The following is a 14660-nucleotide window of genomic DNA, read 5'->3' as shown; positions in this document are numbered from 1 at the left end:
GAGAACTCATGACCAGTTCCACGACCCGCCCGTTCTTCGACGAGGAGGCCCGCCATCTCCTGCGCTTCGGCAAGCGCGCGCGGGTGCCGGAGGGATTCGGGTGGTTGGCCGACGACGGCTCCGTCGACGCCTCCCGGGGGACCCACCTGTGGATCACCGGGAGGATGACCCACTGCTTCGCGCTGGGCCATCTCCTCGGGGACCCCGACGGGCTCGGCCTCGCGGAGCACGGCGTCGCCGCCCTGCTCGACGGGCCGCTGCGCGACCGGCAGGCCGGGGCGTGGAGGTCGGCGGTCGCGCACGAGGGCGCCCCCGAGGAGGGGCGGCTCGTCTCCTACGACCACAGCTTCGTCATCCTGGCCGCCGCGTCGGCGCTCCTGGCGGAGGTGCCGCGCGCCGGCGAGCTGCTGGAGGCCGCGCTGGAGGCCTTCGACCGCCTGTGGTGGGACGACGACGCCGGAATGGTCGTGGACTCCCGATCGCCCCGGACACTGGCCGTGGACCCGTACCGGGGAGCGAACGCGAACATGCACACGGTGGAGGCGCTCCTGGGCGCGTACGCCGCCACCGGGCGGACGCTCCACCTCGAACGGGCGCTGCGCATCACCTCGCGCATCTCGACGCAGTTCGCCGACCACGACTTCCGCCTGCCCGAGCACTACGACGAGTCCTGGTCGCCGCTGCTGGACTACAACCGGGAGTTCCCGGCCGACCCGTTCCGCCCGTTCGGCTCCACGATCGGGCACTGGCTGGAGTGGTCCCGCCTGATGGTGGAGGTGCGAACCGCGTGCGCCCAGCGGGACCTGCCGTATCCCGCCGCGCTGGACGTCATTCCGCAGCACATGTACAGGAGGGCGCTGCTGGAGGGATGGGGCCCGGACGGGATGCCCGGCTTCATCTACACGGTCGATTTCGAGGGCCGCCCCGTGGTCGCGCAGCGCATGTACTGGGTGCTGTGCGAGGCGATCGGCGCGGCCGAGACGCTCCGGGAGGCCACGGGCGACACCTCCTACGACCTCGACGTCGACGGGTTCGCCTCCTGGGCGCGCGCCCACCTCATCGAGAGGCCGGGCGAGTGGCACGAGGAGCTCGACGAGAAGAACCGCCCCGCGAGCGGGACGTGGGTCGGCAAGCCCGACATCTACCACGCCCTGCAGGCCATGGTGATCGGGACGATCCCGATCTCGCCGTCGTTCGCGTACGGCATCGTGCACCGCGCGGATCGGTGAGGGGATCGGGAAGCGGATCGACCCGCCGCCCGCTCCGGGGCCCCACCCGTGGGAGGGCGCCCGTGCGCGGCGCCGGCCGGCCCCGGAGGGCGCCGACCGCACGACGCAGCTGAGCGGCGGCGGGCCGCGGAGCGGGCCAACGAGTCCGGCCCCGGCCCGCGCACGACGACGCGGCCCGCACGCCTCCCGGCGCCGGTCGCCTTACGGTTCACGGCCTCCTCGCCGGTGAACGGCGCCCGCACGCCGGCTGGCGCCGGCCCCGTCCGGCGCCAGCCGGCGCTGGTCGGCCCCGCGCTCTCATAGCCGACACTCAGCGCCTCTCCTCCCACTCAACAGGCTGGTCCGCTGTCATAGTTGCACGACGGGGCGCCCGCTCCGTCTCGACTATGACCGGGAGGCCTTATGTCCGCGTCACTGACACGCAGCGCCCGCATCCGTGCCGCCGTCGAGGGATTCAGCGCCCTCCAGGTGCTCGTCCTCATCGGCACGACTCTGCTCGTCCTGTTCGGGGTCCTGATCGGCGGACGCAACTACGTGTCCGCGGTGGACACCGACAAGCTGGTCTCGCAACCGGCGAACGTGGTCGCCGCGAGCAGCGCGGCCGAGCCGCGCGAGCCGACGACGCGCTCCCGCCAGGTCTGAGGCCCGGGGCCGGGCCCCGGGCCTCGGGCGCTGGCCCCTCCGGTCGCCGATCGAGAGGGGATCGGCAGGCGATTTCGTCCACCCACCGGGTCATGTCAGACTCGGGCCATGAATGCAATGAGGCTTTCTCGGACAGCGCCGTCCCTCCGCTACCGCTCCCCCGCCGACTGGCCATCCTCGTGGCGGCAGCCGCCGCACGTCGTCGTCGAGACCTGCGTGGAGGACATCGAGGGCGTCAGGGTCTCCGCGCGCGCGGGCGCCGATCGCGCCGAGCTGTGCGATAACCTCGCCGCCGGCGGGACGACACCGTCCATCGGCGCCGTCGAGGCGGCCATCTTCGCCGCCGCAGAGGAGATCGGGCACCGCCGGGCGGTGGCGGGCAACCACTGGGCCACCGGACCGGCGGCGAGGCCCCTGGGACTGCGCGTGATGATCCGTCCGCGCGGAGGCTCCTTCGTCTTCGACGCCGACGAGATCCGCGCGATGACGGCGGACGTGCGCCGAATCGCCTCCTTGTCCCGACAGATGAGTGAGTTCACGCGTCCCCAGCGGGTCGGCGGAGCCGGACCGGCGCTGCCCCCGGCGGTCGACCTCGGCTTCGTCATCGGGGCGCTGACCGAGGAGCACACGATCGACCGCGGACTGCTGCGCCTGCTGATCGACCTCGCCGAGGGGGCGCCCGTGGCCTTCAGCAAGGCCATCGACATCACCCGCGACCCGATCGAGGCCTACGGCGACCTGGGCGGGCTCGGGGTCGACTACGTGCTGACCTCCGGCGGGGCGAGTACCGCCGTCGAGGGTGCGGAGGTCCTGCGCGGCATGGTCGCGGCGGGACGCGAGGGCGGCGGCCCCCGGGTGATCGCGGCCGGCTCGGTGCAGCCGGACTCCGTGGCCCGGATCGTGGAGGCCAGCGGCGTCCGCGAGCTCCACATGCGCTGCTCCGTGCCCGGCGCGACGTGGCAGGATCCCCAGCGCACCGAGGAGGCGCAGGTCCGGCGCGCCGTCGAGGCGGCTCACGCCCTGCGCCTGCCCTGACGCCGGCGGGCGCGCGCCGCGCTCCCATCGCCACGCACTCGCCGTGGGCGCCCGCTTCGCTCCCGCCGTCGCGCATCCGCACTCCCCCACCACGAGTCGGGCATTTCTGTACGAGACCGGCATTTCGGCGCGAGGCCGACGACGCCGTCGTCCGACTCGCGCAGGAAAGCCCGACTCGACGGGAACGGGCCCAAGCGGATCCCACCTCGCCCCGCCCCGACGGCGGCAGACGCAGGCGCCGGGCTCCACAGGCGTCCTCGCAGTACCCCGCCTGCCCCCGCCTGTGGAGAGTGGATGCAGGCCGGCGCCCCGCATCCCACTATCAGTACGTGAGCCTCAACAACTCCGCCCCACGTACCGCCCGCGGCGTCGACGGGCCCGCCCCGGTTGCTCGCTTGACCTCCGAGTGCTTGAACCTGGGCTGTCCGCGGCCTGAACGCGACGCCACGTGGCGCAAGGTCGCCCCCGGCGTCTACGCCCCCACCGGCGACTGGCACCGGGCCACCGCCGACAACCGCCACCTCGCACTGATCGACGCGGCCCTCCGCAAGCACGGCGGTGACCTCGTCCTCGCCGGAGCATCCGCCGCACTCATTCTCGGACTGCCCGTCATCGGGCGCCTTCCCGAGCGCGTCCAGTGCCTCGGGGAGAAGAATCAGCGCACCCGCACGTCCCTCCTGAGACGGCATGTCCGTCAGACACCCGTCATCGTTCCCGTGGGGAGGTGCCCCGTCACCAGCGTCGCCACCACCTGCATCGACCTGGCTCGCTGGGAAGGCCTCGTCCAAGGCGTATGCGCTATGGACCATGCACTGCGCCACCGATTGTGCACGCGCGAGGAACTCATCGACGCCCTCGGCCGCCTTCCCACTCGCGCACGCGGTCTGCGCGTCGCCCGCATCGCCGTGCACCTGGCCGACCCCCTGTCCGAGTCACCCGGAGAGTCCCTTTCACGCGTACGGATGTGGCAGGCGCGAATCCCGCGTCCGGTGCTCCAGCACGAGATCCAGACCGACGTCGGCATCGCCCGGACCGACTACTTCTGGCCCGAGAGCGTCGTCAAACCCCACCCGGTCTCAGAATTCGACGGGAACGCGAAGTACCACCGGGAGTCCTACGGGCGCGCCACCGAGGAGACGATTCTCAAGGAGCGCGGACGCGAGCGAGCGCTGTGGCGCCTGGGCTACCCGATGGCGCGTTGGACGTGGGGCGACGCCTGGTACGACAACGGCGCTCGTATGCTCGCCGAGCTCGCGACCGTCGGCGTACGCCCCGGCGCCGTCAGGTGGTGAGTGCCGCGCTCCCATCGCCACGAGTCGGGCATTTCTGTACGAGACCGGCATTTCGGCGCGAGGCCGACGACGCCGTCGTCCGACTCGCGCAGGAAAGCCCGACTCGTGGTTCCAGTAGCCGGGCGAGGCCCCACCCGACCGATCTCGACGCGGAACCCGACCGATCTCGACGAAGGGGCGAAGCCGGGCTCAGGGGCGCACGCGGCGGGCCGCCTCCACCAGGTGACGCAGGCTCGCCTCGGTCTCGGCGTAAGCGCGCGTCTTCAGCCCGCAGTCCGGGTTGGCCCACACCTTCTCCACGCCCAGCGCCGCCACGGCCCGCTGGAGCAGCTCGGTGCACTCCTCCGCGCTGGGCACCCGCGGGGAGTGGATGTCCCAGACGCCCGGGCCGAGCCGGCGCTCGAAACCGTGAGCGGCGACGGCCGGCAGAATATCCATGCGCGAGCGGGACGCCTCGATGGAGGTCACGTCCGCGTCCAGGTGGTCCACGGCGTCGATGACGACGTCGAACTCGGAGTAGCACAGGTGGGTGTGGATCTGGGTGGCCGCGGCGGCGCCCCCGGTGGCCAGGCGGAAGGCCCCCACCGACCACTCCAGATAGGCGGGCCGGTCGGCCAGCCGCAGCGGCAGGGTCTCGCGGATGGCCGGCTCATCGACCTGCACGATGGGGATGCCGGCCGCCTCCAGGTCGGCGACCTCCGCGCGCAGGGCCAGGCCCAGCTGATCGGCCACCTGGGCGCGCGGGATGTCGTCGCGCACGAAGGACCAGGCCATGATGGTCACCGGCCCGGTGAGCATGCCCTTCATCGGCTTGTCGGTCAGCGACTGGGCGTAGGCGGACCAGGCCACCGTCATGGGCTCGGGCCGGGAGATGTCGCCCCACAGGATCGAGGGGCGGGTGCAGCGAGAGCCGTAGGACTGGACCCAGCCGTGCTCGGTGGCCGCGAAACCGTCGAGGAGCTCGGCGAAGTACTGAACCATGTCGTTGCGCTCGGCCTCGCCGTGGACGAGGACGTCGAGCCCGATCTCCTCCTGGAGGCGCACCACCCTCCTGATCTCGGCGCGCATGGCGTCCTCGTAGCCGGCCGTGCCCAGCTCGCCGCGGCGGTGGGCGGCGCGCGCCCGGCGGATCCCGGAGGTCTGCGGGAAGGATCCGATAGTCGTCGTCGGCACGAGGGGCAGGCCGAGTCGCGCATCCTGCGCGGCCTTGCGCTCGTCGTAGGGCGCGCGGGTGCGATCGGCCCGAGTGACGGCGACGACGGCGGCGCGCACCTCGCCACGGTTCACCCCGGGGTGGGCGGCGCGCTCGGCGCGCAGGCGAGTGTCCTCGGCGAGCTCGCCGGCGACGGCCTCGCGCCCCGCGGCCAGTCCGCGCGCCAGGACCTGGACCTCGGCGACCTTCTGGTCGGCGAAGGCGAGCCAGGAGCGGATGTCGGCGGGCAGGGAGGCCTCGCGCGCGGCGTCGTGCGGCACGTGCTGCAGCGAGGTGGAGGTGCCCACGACAACGGGCGTGCCCGTCGGCAGCGCATCCCGCAGAGCCTCCAGCTCGGTCAGGGCGGCCTCCAGATCGGTGCGCCAGATGTTGCGACCCGACACGACGCCGGCCACGACGGTCTTGCCCTCCAGGAGCGCGAGCTCGTCCGCCGCGGGCGCCTCGCCGGCGACGAGGTCGAGCCCGACGGCCTCGACACCGGTGCCCGCCAGAACGGGCAGCGCGTCGCCGAGGGCGCCGTAGGTGCCGGCCACGAGCACCTGCGGGCGCTCGGTGATGGCGGCGATCCACGTGTACGCATCGGCCGCGGCCGCCAGCACATCCTCGCGCGGGACCTCCCAGGCGTCGCTGACCAGGGCGGGCTCGTCGAGCTGGACCCACTCGGCACCGGCGGCCCACAGGTCGGCCAGGAGATGCCCGTAGGCGCCGAGCACGTCGCGCAGGCGGTCCAGAGGTCGGAAGCCGGGGTCGGCGCCGTCGGCCGCCTTGGAGAGCAACAGGTAGGTGACCGGGCCGACGAGGACGGGCCGAGGCGCCTCCTCGCCGGCCCCCAGCGCCTCCAGGACCTGGGCGGTCGGGCCATCGGTCGGATCGACGGCCCCGAAACCGGGGACGTAGTCGATGGGGGTGGCGGCGTCGAGCTCGGGGACGAGGTAGTGGTAGTTGGAGTCGAACCACTTGGTCATCTCCAGGGCGGCGCGCTCCCCCTCGCCTCGGGCGGCTGTGAAGAAGCCCGGTAGGGAGGTGCCCGGGTGGCCGTCGGCTCCGGCGCCGTCTCCCCGCGCGGCGCTGTCATCGGTCCGCGCGGCGCCGTCGGGCCGGGCCGCGCCGTCGTCGGCGCCGCCGCGCAGATCGGCGAAGCGCTGCGGCAGGGCGCCGAAGGCCGTGGTGATCTGGAGGACCTGGTCGTAGTAGGTGAAGTCCGCGGGGATGGCGGAGGCGCCGGTCAGACCCAGCCCGCGCAGGCGCGCGCGGGTGGCGGCGCGCAGGTCGGCGGCACGCTCGCGCAGCCCGGAGACGTCAAGATCGCCCTTCCAGTACGACTCGACGGCGCGCTTGAGCTCGCGATCGGGGCCGATACGGGGGTAGCCGAGAATCGTGGCGGCGGGCAGGGGGCTGGTGGGCACGGTCATGAGTGTCTTTTCCTTGGGGTTCGTCAGCGGAGATGCGGGACTACCGCGAGCGTGGTCCGAGCGTATGTCCTGATCGGGTCCGGCGCAGATCCGGCTCAGAGTCTCGACGCCCCGGGCATTCGGCCGCTCGGTCCCCGATCGCCGCCGGGGGTCGCGTTGAGGTAGTCGCGGCGGACCTCTCGCTGGACGGCGGTGTCCGGGGAGGACCCGGCGAGAATCCTGCCCAGGCGCAGGTGGGAGATGACGTCGAGCGCCGGACGCACGCGGTTGAAGGTGTAGAGGTGGACGCCCGGGGCGCCGCCGTCGAGCACCGCGGAGGCGAGGGTGAGAGTGGCGTCGATGCCCGCCGCCGCGGCCACCGCGCCATCGGTCCGCCTCAGGGTGCGCACCAGGTCGGCCGGGACGCCGACACCGGTCAGGGCCTCCAGGCGGGTCAGGCGCCCCAGATCGGTCAGCGGGATGATCCCGGGGAGGATCGGCACGGTCACCCCGGAGTAGAGGGCGGCGCGGCACAGTGCCAGGTAGTCCTCGGGATCGTAGAAGACCTGCGTGATCGCCAGATCCGCTCCGGCGGCCTGCTTGGCGGCCAGCACCTCGACGCCGGCGCCGTGGTCGATGTCGGCCGGATAGGCGGCCACGGCGACCTGGATGTGACGGGCGCCGTCGTCGAAGTACTCGGCCTCGACCTCGCGGATGACGCGCACCAGGTCGTCGGCGTGGGGCAGTTCCCCGACGACGTCCCCGGCCGCGCAGCCCCGCGGCGGGTCGCCGCGCAGGGCGAGGAAGCGGCGCACGCCCATGTCGAGGAAGAGGCGGACGATCTCGACAACCCTGTCCTTGCGATAGCCGATGCAGGTCAGGTGCGCCATGAGGGGGACATCGGAGCGGGACAGCACATGGGTGATGACGTCCTCGGCCGGGTTGTGCTCGCGGCGCACGCGGAAGCGCGGACCGGCGCCGTCGGGGTCGACGGCCACGAAGGAGGGCCGGTAGGTGACCGAGGCGAAGTCGGGACGGGTCGCCAGCAGACGGTCGAGCGCGCCCCAGGTCTGCGTGGCATGACGCCCGGGGCGCGGCGGAAAGAGTTCGAGCGACAGGGTGGGGGACGAGGACGGCGCGGGGGCCGTCGGGGCGGGCCGCCCGCGGCCCGCCCGGGGCGAGGACGGGGAGCCGCTCGGCTGGTCGGTGGGCACGGACGTCATTCGCTCTCCATCGGTCCCGGCAGAAGCACCCACCGCGAGGGGGTTGCTGCGGCGTCATCAAGCCGGGTCTCTCGGCCGCTCTGGATGGAACGCGATGAGTGTAGCGCGTCTCGGTGGATCGGACGACAACGTCCGTCAGCCGGGAAAACGACCGGAGAGTCAATAGACGGTCGATCGCGTCATGTAAACGTATCACGCTGCCAGCGAATCGGAGAGCTCCCCAATGCCGAGGCTGTGACCATCGCCGTCGCCTGTCCTAGGTTTGCCACATGATGGAGGTCAGTATCGCCACGGCCCGCGGCATCGCCCTCGCCGCGACGCTGGGCGTACCGGATACCGCGGATCCGCTGGATCTCCCCGCGCTCGGCGCCGCCCTGGAGGACGGTCGGAAGGCGCCCGACCGCTCCGAGGGCCTCGTCATCCTGGCGCACAACTTCCTCACCGACAGGCACGGGCTGGCGCACCGCCTCGACGACATGGCCGCCCGCTACCGGCGGGAGGGCCTGGCCACCCTGCAGTTCGACTTCTCCGGACTGGGCGAGTCCGACGACGACGTCATCACGCTCGCCGGGGAGGTCGAGGACATTCAGGCCGTCAGCGGTTGGCTGGCCGACCGGGGATTCACCCGGCAGGCCATCCACGCGAACGGGCTCGGGGCGACCGCTGCGCTGCTGGCCCGCCCGGCGCAGGTGCGCACCGTCGTCGCCGTCGGGCCGGTGGTGGGCCCGCAGTCCATCCTGTGGGAGAACGTCTTCTCCTCGGCCCAGCTCGACGAGCTCGACCGGCACGGTCTGACCCGGCTGCCCGACGACAACCCCAACTCGCGCCGGTGGGACGTGCTGAGCAAGGAGACCCTGGCGGACGTCTCGCTGCAGTCGCCGGACAAGACCATGGCCGATCTGCCGTGGCCGATCCTCGTGCTCCACGGGGCGCTGACCGATGAGTTCCCCGACACGGCCGAGGCCGCCGCCGAGGGCTTCCCCCTGCTGCGCGACGGCAGTCGGCTCCAGCAGGTGCGCGCCGACGACGCCAGGGCGGCGCAGGCCGAGGTAGCGCGGCTGGCCATCGAGTGGATCACGCGTCGACTGCGCTGAGGGCCGGAGCGCGGTTCCGGGAGCCGGAGCGCGAACCCGGGAGGCGCGCCGATGGGCGGGACCCCGCGGTCGGGCGCTCCCGGACTCTCAGGCCAGGGATCTCAGGGTCTCGCGCGGCCGGACCCGGGACCTGAGCGGCCCCACCGACGACGCCCCGATCCTGAGGACCTCGCGCGGCCGGACCCGGGACCTTGGCAAGGCCTTCCTCACACGTTCGCGAGCGCTTCTGGCCTCGCGCGGTCGTACCCCGGGCCGCGCGGTCGTACCTTAAAGCCCCTCTAAGGTACGACCACGCGCCATCGGGTACGACCGCGCGCCGCGAACCGGCGAGCGTCCGAGCCCGCCGGGGATGCTCGCCTTGATCTTCTTGTACCGGGTGCGCACGACCGGACGCCCCGAGCCCGCCGGGGATGCTCAGTCGAGCCGCTGCCGCCAGGCGCGCGTCCCGAAGACCTCCGTCGAGGCGGCGGCGACGTCGCAGGCGCGCTCCACGGCAGCCCCCAGCGCGGGACCGGTCAGGTCGTCGCGCCGAGTCCCGGCCAGGGCATGGGCGAGGGCCCCGTGGAACACGTCGCCCGCACCGAGAGTATCGACCGCAGCGACCTGCGGCGGGGAGACGGAGTCGTGACCGCCCGCGCACCACCACAGGGCGGGCCGCGCCCCGCGGGTGATGACGACGCCGCGAGCTCCGGCGTCGAGCAGCCAGTGGGCGACGTCCCGTGGCGCCGTCACGGAGCCGGTGGGCCCGGGCGGGTAGAAGCGCGCCGACGCCGCGACCACGTCGCAGCGTCCGGGCAGTCGCGCGGCGGCGTCCTTCCACGACCCGGCGTCCATGACGGTGAGCGCGCCCGCGCGGGCGGCGAGATCGAGGGAAACCTCGGCGAGGGCGGGGTTGTGCCCGTCGATGAGGACGACGTCGGGCGGGGGCCTGCGCCCGCGGTCCACTCGCGCGGCATACCGGTCCAACGGGGCAGTGACGGCGACGGCGCGAGCATTGGTGGAGACCACGGAGCGCTGGCCGGTGGCTGCGGTGATGACGCACGAGGAGACCGACAGCCCCGGGGCTTCGGGCACGATGGGCGCCGGCGCGCCCGCAGCGGGGAGGCCCGCGCCCGCAGCTGGCGCGTCCTCGCCGCGAATCTCCGGCGCGCCCGCGGAGGGCGCGCCCAGGTCGAGCGCGGAGCGGTCGGAACCGCCCGGGCCGCCCGAGCAGTCGATGAGCTCGACGCCGGTCGCGGCCAGGTCGGCACGCACGAGTTCGGCCAGGGGCCCGGCGCCGACGGGCGCGGCGAGAATCGCACGGCCGCCGAGGGCCGCGAAGGCGACGGCGGCGTTGGTGGCCGGGCCACCGGCGGCGACGAGCTGATCCAGAGCGACGACCTTGTCGTCGGGTCCGGGCGGCGCCTCGACGAGCTGGATGACATCGACGACGGTCAGCCCGCAGAACAGGCCAACGGGCCGGCCAGCCGGCAGCGCCCGGCACGATCGGCGTCGTCGGCGCCCGCCCGCCTCCTCGGCGGATCCCGTGCCCGGCTTCCCGGCGGGTCCCGTGCCCTCCTCCCCGGTAAACCGAGCGCTCGACTCCGCACCCGTCCCCGGAGCACCGGCGTACGACCCGGACATCATGCCGCCCGGGCCGTACCTCCCGCCCGCGGGCGCGTACCGCCCCGATGGGGATGGGACCGCCCGACTCCGACCCGGACGGGGCGCCGTCCCGTACGTCGATCCGTCCGGGGCCGGCGTCATGCTGTTAGGGACTGTGCCGTAACGAACCGGCTGGGGCCGGTCAGGACCTGCCATGCGCTCAAGCATGGCACAGGCGCTCGCGCCGCAACACCGAGAATTCGAAAGGCTCCGAGGATTCCCCGGCGGACTCCGAGGCCGGGCCGAATCGGCCGAATCAGCAGTGTCCGAGGCCGGGCCGAGCCGGCGCGCTCACCGCGCCGCGCCGCTGTCGGCTCTACAAGCCCTGTCGGCGCCGACAGCGCCATCACCGCCTTCCACGCAGCCCGTGCGAACGGCGCCGCCGTCGGGGTCGCCGGCGCCTCCTACGACGTCGGGGCCGGCACGTCCCGCACTGCCGCGGCCGCCGGGACCTTTCGCGCCGTTGGAGCCGCCAGCACCTCCCGCAACGTCCTCCGGCGGGCGGGCCGGCTCCGGGGGGACGGCGGGGGCGGCAGGAGCAGCGGAGGCGGCGGGAGCCGCGGGAGGCGGCGTCGAGGCCTCCACCAGCAGCTCGACGCGCTCGGACAGCGCGGCCACCTGCTGCTGAAGAGCCTCGACCTGCGCGCGCGTGGCCGCCTCCTGCTCGGCGCCCTCCTCGGCCACGAGGGAGACGATCCAGGAGGCGAGCGTCGCCGTCACGACTCCGGCGAGCGCGACGCCGCCGACCATGAGCAGTACCGCCGCGCACCTGCCCACCGCCGTCACGGGAGCCAGGTCGCCGTACCCGATGGTCGTGATGGTCACCAGCGACCACCAGACCGCCTCGCCGAACGTGGTGATCGGCGTGCCGGGCGCGCCCCTCTCGGCGTCGAGCACCGCCAGGGAGGACAGGAGGATGAGCAGACTCACGCCGCCCGCCGTGTACGCCGTGATCCGACCGCGCAGCGCGATGCCGGCCCCGCGCTGGAGCACCCCCAGCAGGGCGACCAGACGCAGAAGCCGCAATGGTCTGAGCACGGGCAGGACGACGACGGCGAGATCGAGCAGGTGCCGGAGGAACCAGCGGCCGCGATTCGGGGCGAGCGCCAGGCGCACGACGTAGTCGGCGATGAAGGCCATCCACACGACGTCCATCGTCATCTCGACGCCGGCCCGCGCCGCGCCGCGGAGGTCGACGATGACCTCCCACGCGTAGACGGCGAGGAAGACCAGGGCGGCGGCGGTCAGCGGCCACTCGGAGGCGCGCTCCCAGACGCGCAGGCGAGCACCGCTGTTCCGCTCCGACATGCCCTCCATCGTAAGCGATCGTGAGCGACGCCCGGCCGCCCGACGACTCGCCGAGATCGGTTCGGTTCCGGCCCGAGATCGGTTCGGTTCCGGCCCGAGATCGGTTCGGTTCCGGCCCGAGATCGGCCCGGCGGGGTGCCTGCTTCGGCGTAATAGCGGGTCAACGGCTCGACAGCGACCGGCCTCCATCACCAGCCGCGACAGGTACTTGTAGCCGTCACCGGCGACATCACGCGCATCGACACGGTCGCCCAAACCGCCCCTCACCCGTTCGTCGGACGGGTGAGCCGGCACCCCGCCAACCTCGATCCGTAAGAGGCGTGGCAGATCCTGGGGTGTCTCCCGTCGTGAGTGTTCTCCAGCCACGTGCGGGCCTGGGGCAGGATCCGACCTCTGGTGATACGGATCTGCGCATCGTCGAGTGCGGACGGGTCATCGGGTCGCTCGTCGCGGTTGAGCCGCCTAAACTGATCGTCATGTTGGTTTACAGCATTGCTTCAGTGCGTCTGCGTACCCGCTAACGGCGGCGAGCACACCTCAACTGCCTGTTGCTCCCGCCCTCGGCGATCACGGCCGGGCGGCTTTTTCAGCGCGCCCGGCTCCGCAACAACCACGGAGCAAACAGTGCCTACCTATCGACACGGCCGTCATGAACACGGCCAGAACTTCCTGACCGACCAATCCACCATCTCCACGATCACTCAGCTGGTGGCCGCCACAGAGGGTCCGATCATCGAAATCGGCCCCGGCGACGGAGCCCTCACCATCCCACTGGCTCATCTCGGACGACCAGTCACCGCGGTTGAGATCGACGCGCGACTTGCGCGACGTTTGGGCGAACGCCTCCCGTCACACGTGGACGTCGTTGCCGACGACTTCCTGACCTATCGCCTTCCAACGTCTCTCCATGTGCTCGTCGGCAACCTGCCGTTTCACCAGACCACAGCCATGCTTCGGCGCATGCTGCACGCGTCCGCATGGACAAATGCAATCTTGCTCGTGCAATGGGAAGTCGCCCGGCGCAGAGCTGGCGTTGGCGGTGCAACGATGATGACCGCGCAATGGGCACCCTGGTTCGAGTTCACACTGCACGCCCGCGTACCAGCCCGTGCGTTCACCCCACGCCCCGGAGTCGACGGCGGAATCCTCACCATCCACCGCCGCAAACGCCCGCTGCTGCCCCTGGCACAGCAGCGCCAGTTCCACGCGCTGGTTCACCGCGTCTACACCGGGCCCGGTCGCGGGATCGCTCAGATCCTTGCACGCAGCACCGCGCTGAGCACAGTACGGGCTGCACAGGCATGGCTGAGTCGTCACGGCGTGATCGCTGCCGGGCTGCCGAAGGACTTGCCCGTCGAGGCCTGGGTGGACTTGTTCAAGACAACCGGCTCATCACCACCGGCACGCCCCACGAACACGCGCTCGGGAAGGCGCCGTCGATGAGCATCGAACCCCGACGGCAAGCGTGCCTCGACGAGACCGAGCACGACAGGGCACCCGATGCGAGCCCGAGTGAGATCGCCGTACAACGTGCAGCACGGCTCCTCGCCGAATGTCCCGAACGGGCCTGGCGACTCCATGACCTTGCCGCCCTGGTGCACCTGTCCACGTCGCAACTGGGCAGGATATTCAGCCAGCGCTTCGGGATGCCGCCCATGCAGTACTTGGCTCATGTTCGGACTCACCGCTTGGCCCGCCTCCTGGTGGAGACCGATCTTCCGATCGGTGTGGCCATGACGCGGGTCGGGTGGAGCAGTCGCGGCCACGCCGCACGCCAGTTCACCGCCATCGTCGGTGCCAGCCCATCCGGCTATCGGCGCGAAGCGACCAAACAGGCACTCCCGCGGTGGCAATGCTGTGAACAAGGCAGCCGCCGGCGGACCTCGAGCTAGACGGCCCCGCAAGACAAGAGCGCTTTGATGTCATCGGCAAGGATCACTTGTGGGCTGATGTGGTGCATCGCATGAAGCCGCGCATAGACGGGAGCCTGCTCGGAGTCGATGCCCACATGCTATTTCATCAAGCGTTATAGGAGCAGTCAGGGCGCTGCCGATCACCAGATTGGACAACCTGTAGGCGGTCCCAGGCGGATCGGCGGCGCCTGCCTGTTCCAGCAGAACACACATCCGCTCCGAGAGGACCAGGTATGCGGGGTCTCTCGGTGCTCGCATGCCGATGACCTGACCAGCCCGACGGTGAGTCGTGAGGTGGGTGAAGAAGAGCTGTATCAGGGATAGCAGATCAGCGTCACCGATCGCGTCGGCCATGGAATGTTGGCCGCATTGATTGCAGCTGCTTGTTGAGCACCTCGGCCGGAGTCTTGTAGCCGAGGACCTTCCTGGGACGGTTATTGAGTGTGTTGGCGACGGTCTCGGGGTCTGCCGGGCTCCAGCGCGACAGGTCGGTTCCCTTGGGAAATACTGGCGCGGCAGGCCGCCCGAGTCGTCGTTGGTGGGGCGCTGCCACGGGCAGCGGAGGTCGGCGAAGAACATCTTGATGCCGGTGCGCGCGGTGAAGCCGGCGGGACACGGCGCTCGCAGCGCGGCGATGCACCGAACGATGGCACGAACACCACAGTCCTGCGCCCCC

Annotated in this window: 11 protein-coding genes, 1 pseudogene and 1 riboswitch; of the genes and pseudogenes, 7 read left to right on the top strand and 5 right to left on the bottom strand. The window is 72.1% G+C overall.

Annotated elements, in window-relative coordinates; genetic code table 11:
- Positions 1–8 precede the first annotated feature (8 nt).
- The 4 genes from G448_RS0106790 (at position 9) to G448_RS0106775 (ending at position 4198) form a co-directional block, all read left to right on the top strand.
- Positions 9–1229 carry an AGE family epimerase/isomerase gene (locus G448_RS0106790; RefSeq protein ID WP_026407375.1) on the top strand — a complete coding sequence of 407 codons (1221 nt, stop codon included), beginning with the start codon at positions 9–11 and terminating at the stop codon, positions 1227–1229.
- A gap of 402 nt (positions 1230–1631) precedes the next feature.
- Positions 1632–1871, top strand: a complete 240-nt coding sequence (locus tag G448_RS0106785; protein ID WP_026407374.1) for a hypothetical protein — start codon at positions 1632–1634, stop codon at positions 1869–1871.
- Positions 1872–1988: 117 nt separating this feature from the next.
- Positions 1989–2906, top strand: coding sequence for a copper homeostasis protein CutC (locus tag G448_RS0106780; protein ID WP_211227975.1), 918 nt, complete (start codon positions 1989–1991; stop codon positions 2904–2906).
- A gap of 329 nt (positions 2907–3235) precedes the next feature.
- On the top strand, positions 3236–4198 hold the full coding sequence (locus G448_RS0106775) for a hypothetical protein (protein WP_026407372.1): 963 nt from the start codon (positions 3236–3238) through the stop codon (positions 4196–4198).
- A gap of 189 nt (positions 4199–4387) precedes the next feature.
- Here G448_RS0106775 and metE read toward each other — a convergent pair whose 3' ends face one another.
- Together metE and G448_RS0106765 are read right to left on the bottom strand one after the other, a co-directional pair.
- Entirely contained in the window at positions 4388–6823 is a 2436-nt protein-coding gene (metE, locus tag G448_RS0106770) for a 5-methyltetrahydropteroyltriglutamate--homocysteine S-methyltransferase (protein ID WP_211227973.1), read from the bottom strand.
- 95 nt (positions 6824–6918) lie between these two features.
- Positions 6919–8025, bottom strand: coding sequence for a methylenetetrahydrofolate reductase (locus G448_RS0106765; RefSeq protein ID WP_026407406.1), 1107 nt, complete (start codon positions 8023–8025; stop codon positions 6919–6921).
- 4 nt (positions 8026–8029) lie between these two features.
- Positions 8030–8116: riboswitch (SAM riboswitch) on the bottom strand.
- 178 nt (positions 8117–8294) lie between these two features.
- On the opposite strand from G448_RS0106765, the gene G448_RS0106760 reads away from it, so the two are divergent.
- Positions 8295–9119 carry an alpha/beta hydrolase family protein gene (locus tag G448_RS0106760; protein ID WP_026407370.1) on the top strand — a complete coding sequence of 275 codons (825 nt, stop codon included), beginning with the start codon at positions 8295–8297 and terminating at the stop codon, positions 9117–9119.
- A gap of 414 nt (positions 9120–9533) precedes the next feature.
- Here the strand turns inward: G448_RS0106760 and G448_RS0106755 are convergent, their stop codons facing one another.
- Both G448_RS0106755 and G448_RS15500 read right to left on the bottom strand, forming a co-directional pair.
- Positions 9534–10745, bottom strand: coding sequence for a PfkB family carbohydrate kinase (locus G448_RS0106755; RefSeq protein WP_245572226.1), 1212 nt, complete (start codon positions 10743–10745; stop codon positions 9534–9536).
- A 309-nt stretch (positions 10746–11054) separates the two neighbouring features.
- Complete coding sequence (locus G448_RS15500; protein ID WP_342663533.1) at positions 11055–12071, bottom strand: potassium channel family protein; 1017 nt, start codon at positions 12069–12071, stop codon at positions 11055–11057.
- 624 nt (positions 12072–12695) lie between these two features.
- Here G448_RS15500 and erm point away from each other — a divergent pair.
- Positions 12696–13514 carry a 23S ribosomal RNA methyltransferase Erm gene (erm, locus tag G448_RS17485; RefSeq protein ID WP_084436435.1) on the top strand — a complete coding sequence of 273 codons (819 nt, stop codon included), beginning with the start codon at positions 12696–12698 and terminating at the stop codon, positions 13512–13514.
- Entirely contained in the window at positions 13511–13963 is a 453-nt protein-coding gene (locus G448_RS15495) for a helix-turn-helix transcriptional regulator (RefSeq protein ID WP_084436433.1), read from the top strand. The genes erm and G448_RS15495 overlap by 4 nt, the downstream gene beginning before the upstream one ends.
- 355 nt (positions 13964–14318) lie before the next feature.
- Here G448_RS15495 and G448_RS18745 read toward each other — a convergent pair.
- Positions 14319–14593: pseudogene (locus tag G448_RS18745) on the bottom strand (transposase); the annotation flags it as partial.
- Positions 14594–14660 lie beyond the last annotated feature (67 nt).

Source organism: Actinomyces gerencseriae DSM 6844 (genome assembly GCF_000429265.1).
GTDB lineage: Bacteria > Actinomycetota > Actinomycetes > Actinomycetales > Actinomycetaceae > Actinomyces > Actinomyces gerencseriae.
The sequence above is the reverse complement of the archived record's forward strand: the minus strand, read 5'-3'. Positions and strand labels throughout refer to the sequence as shown.

Bases quoted from the DNA above. Each gene is read 5' to 3' on its own strand.
- G448_RS0106790 (WP_026407375.1), top strand. From the start codon at position 9: ATGACCAGTTCCACGACCCGCCCGTTCTTCGACGAGGAGGCCCGCCAT.
- G448_RS0106765 (WP_026407406.1), bottom strand. From the start codon at position 8,025: ATGACGTCCGTGCCCACCGACCAGCCGAGCGGCTCCCCGTCCTCGCCC.
- G448_RS0106755 (WP_245572226.1), bottom strand. From the start codon at position 10,745: ATGATGTCCGGGTCGTACGCCGGTGCTCCGGGGACGGGTGCGGAGTCG.
- G448_RS0106760 (WP_026407370.1), top strand. From the start codon at position 8,295: ATGATGGAGGTCAGTATCGCCACGGCCCGCGGCATCGCCCTCGCCGCG.
- G448_RS15500 (WP_342663533.1), bottom strand. From the start codon at position 12,071: ATGTCGGAGCGGAACAGCGGTGCTCGCCTGCGCGTCTGGGAGCGCGCC.
- G448_RS15495 (WP_084436433.1), top strand. From the start codon at position 13,511: ATGAGCATCGAACCCCGACGGCAAGCGTGCCTCGACGAGACCGAGCAC.
- G448_RS0106780 (WP_211227975.1), top strand. From the start codon at position 1,989: ATGAGGCTTTCTCGGACAGCGCCGTCCCTCCGCTACCGCTCCCCCGCC.
- metE (WP_211227973.1), bottom strand. From the start codon at position 6,823: ATGACCGTGCCCACCAGCCCCCTGCCCGCCGCCACGATTCTCGGCTAC.
- G448_RS0106785 (WP_026407374.1), top strand. From the start codon at position 1,632: ATGTCCGCGTCACTGACACGCAGCGCCCGCATCCGTGCCGCCGTCGAG.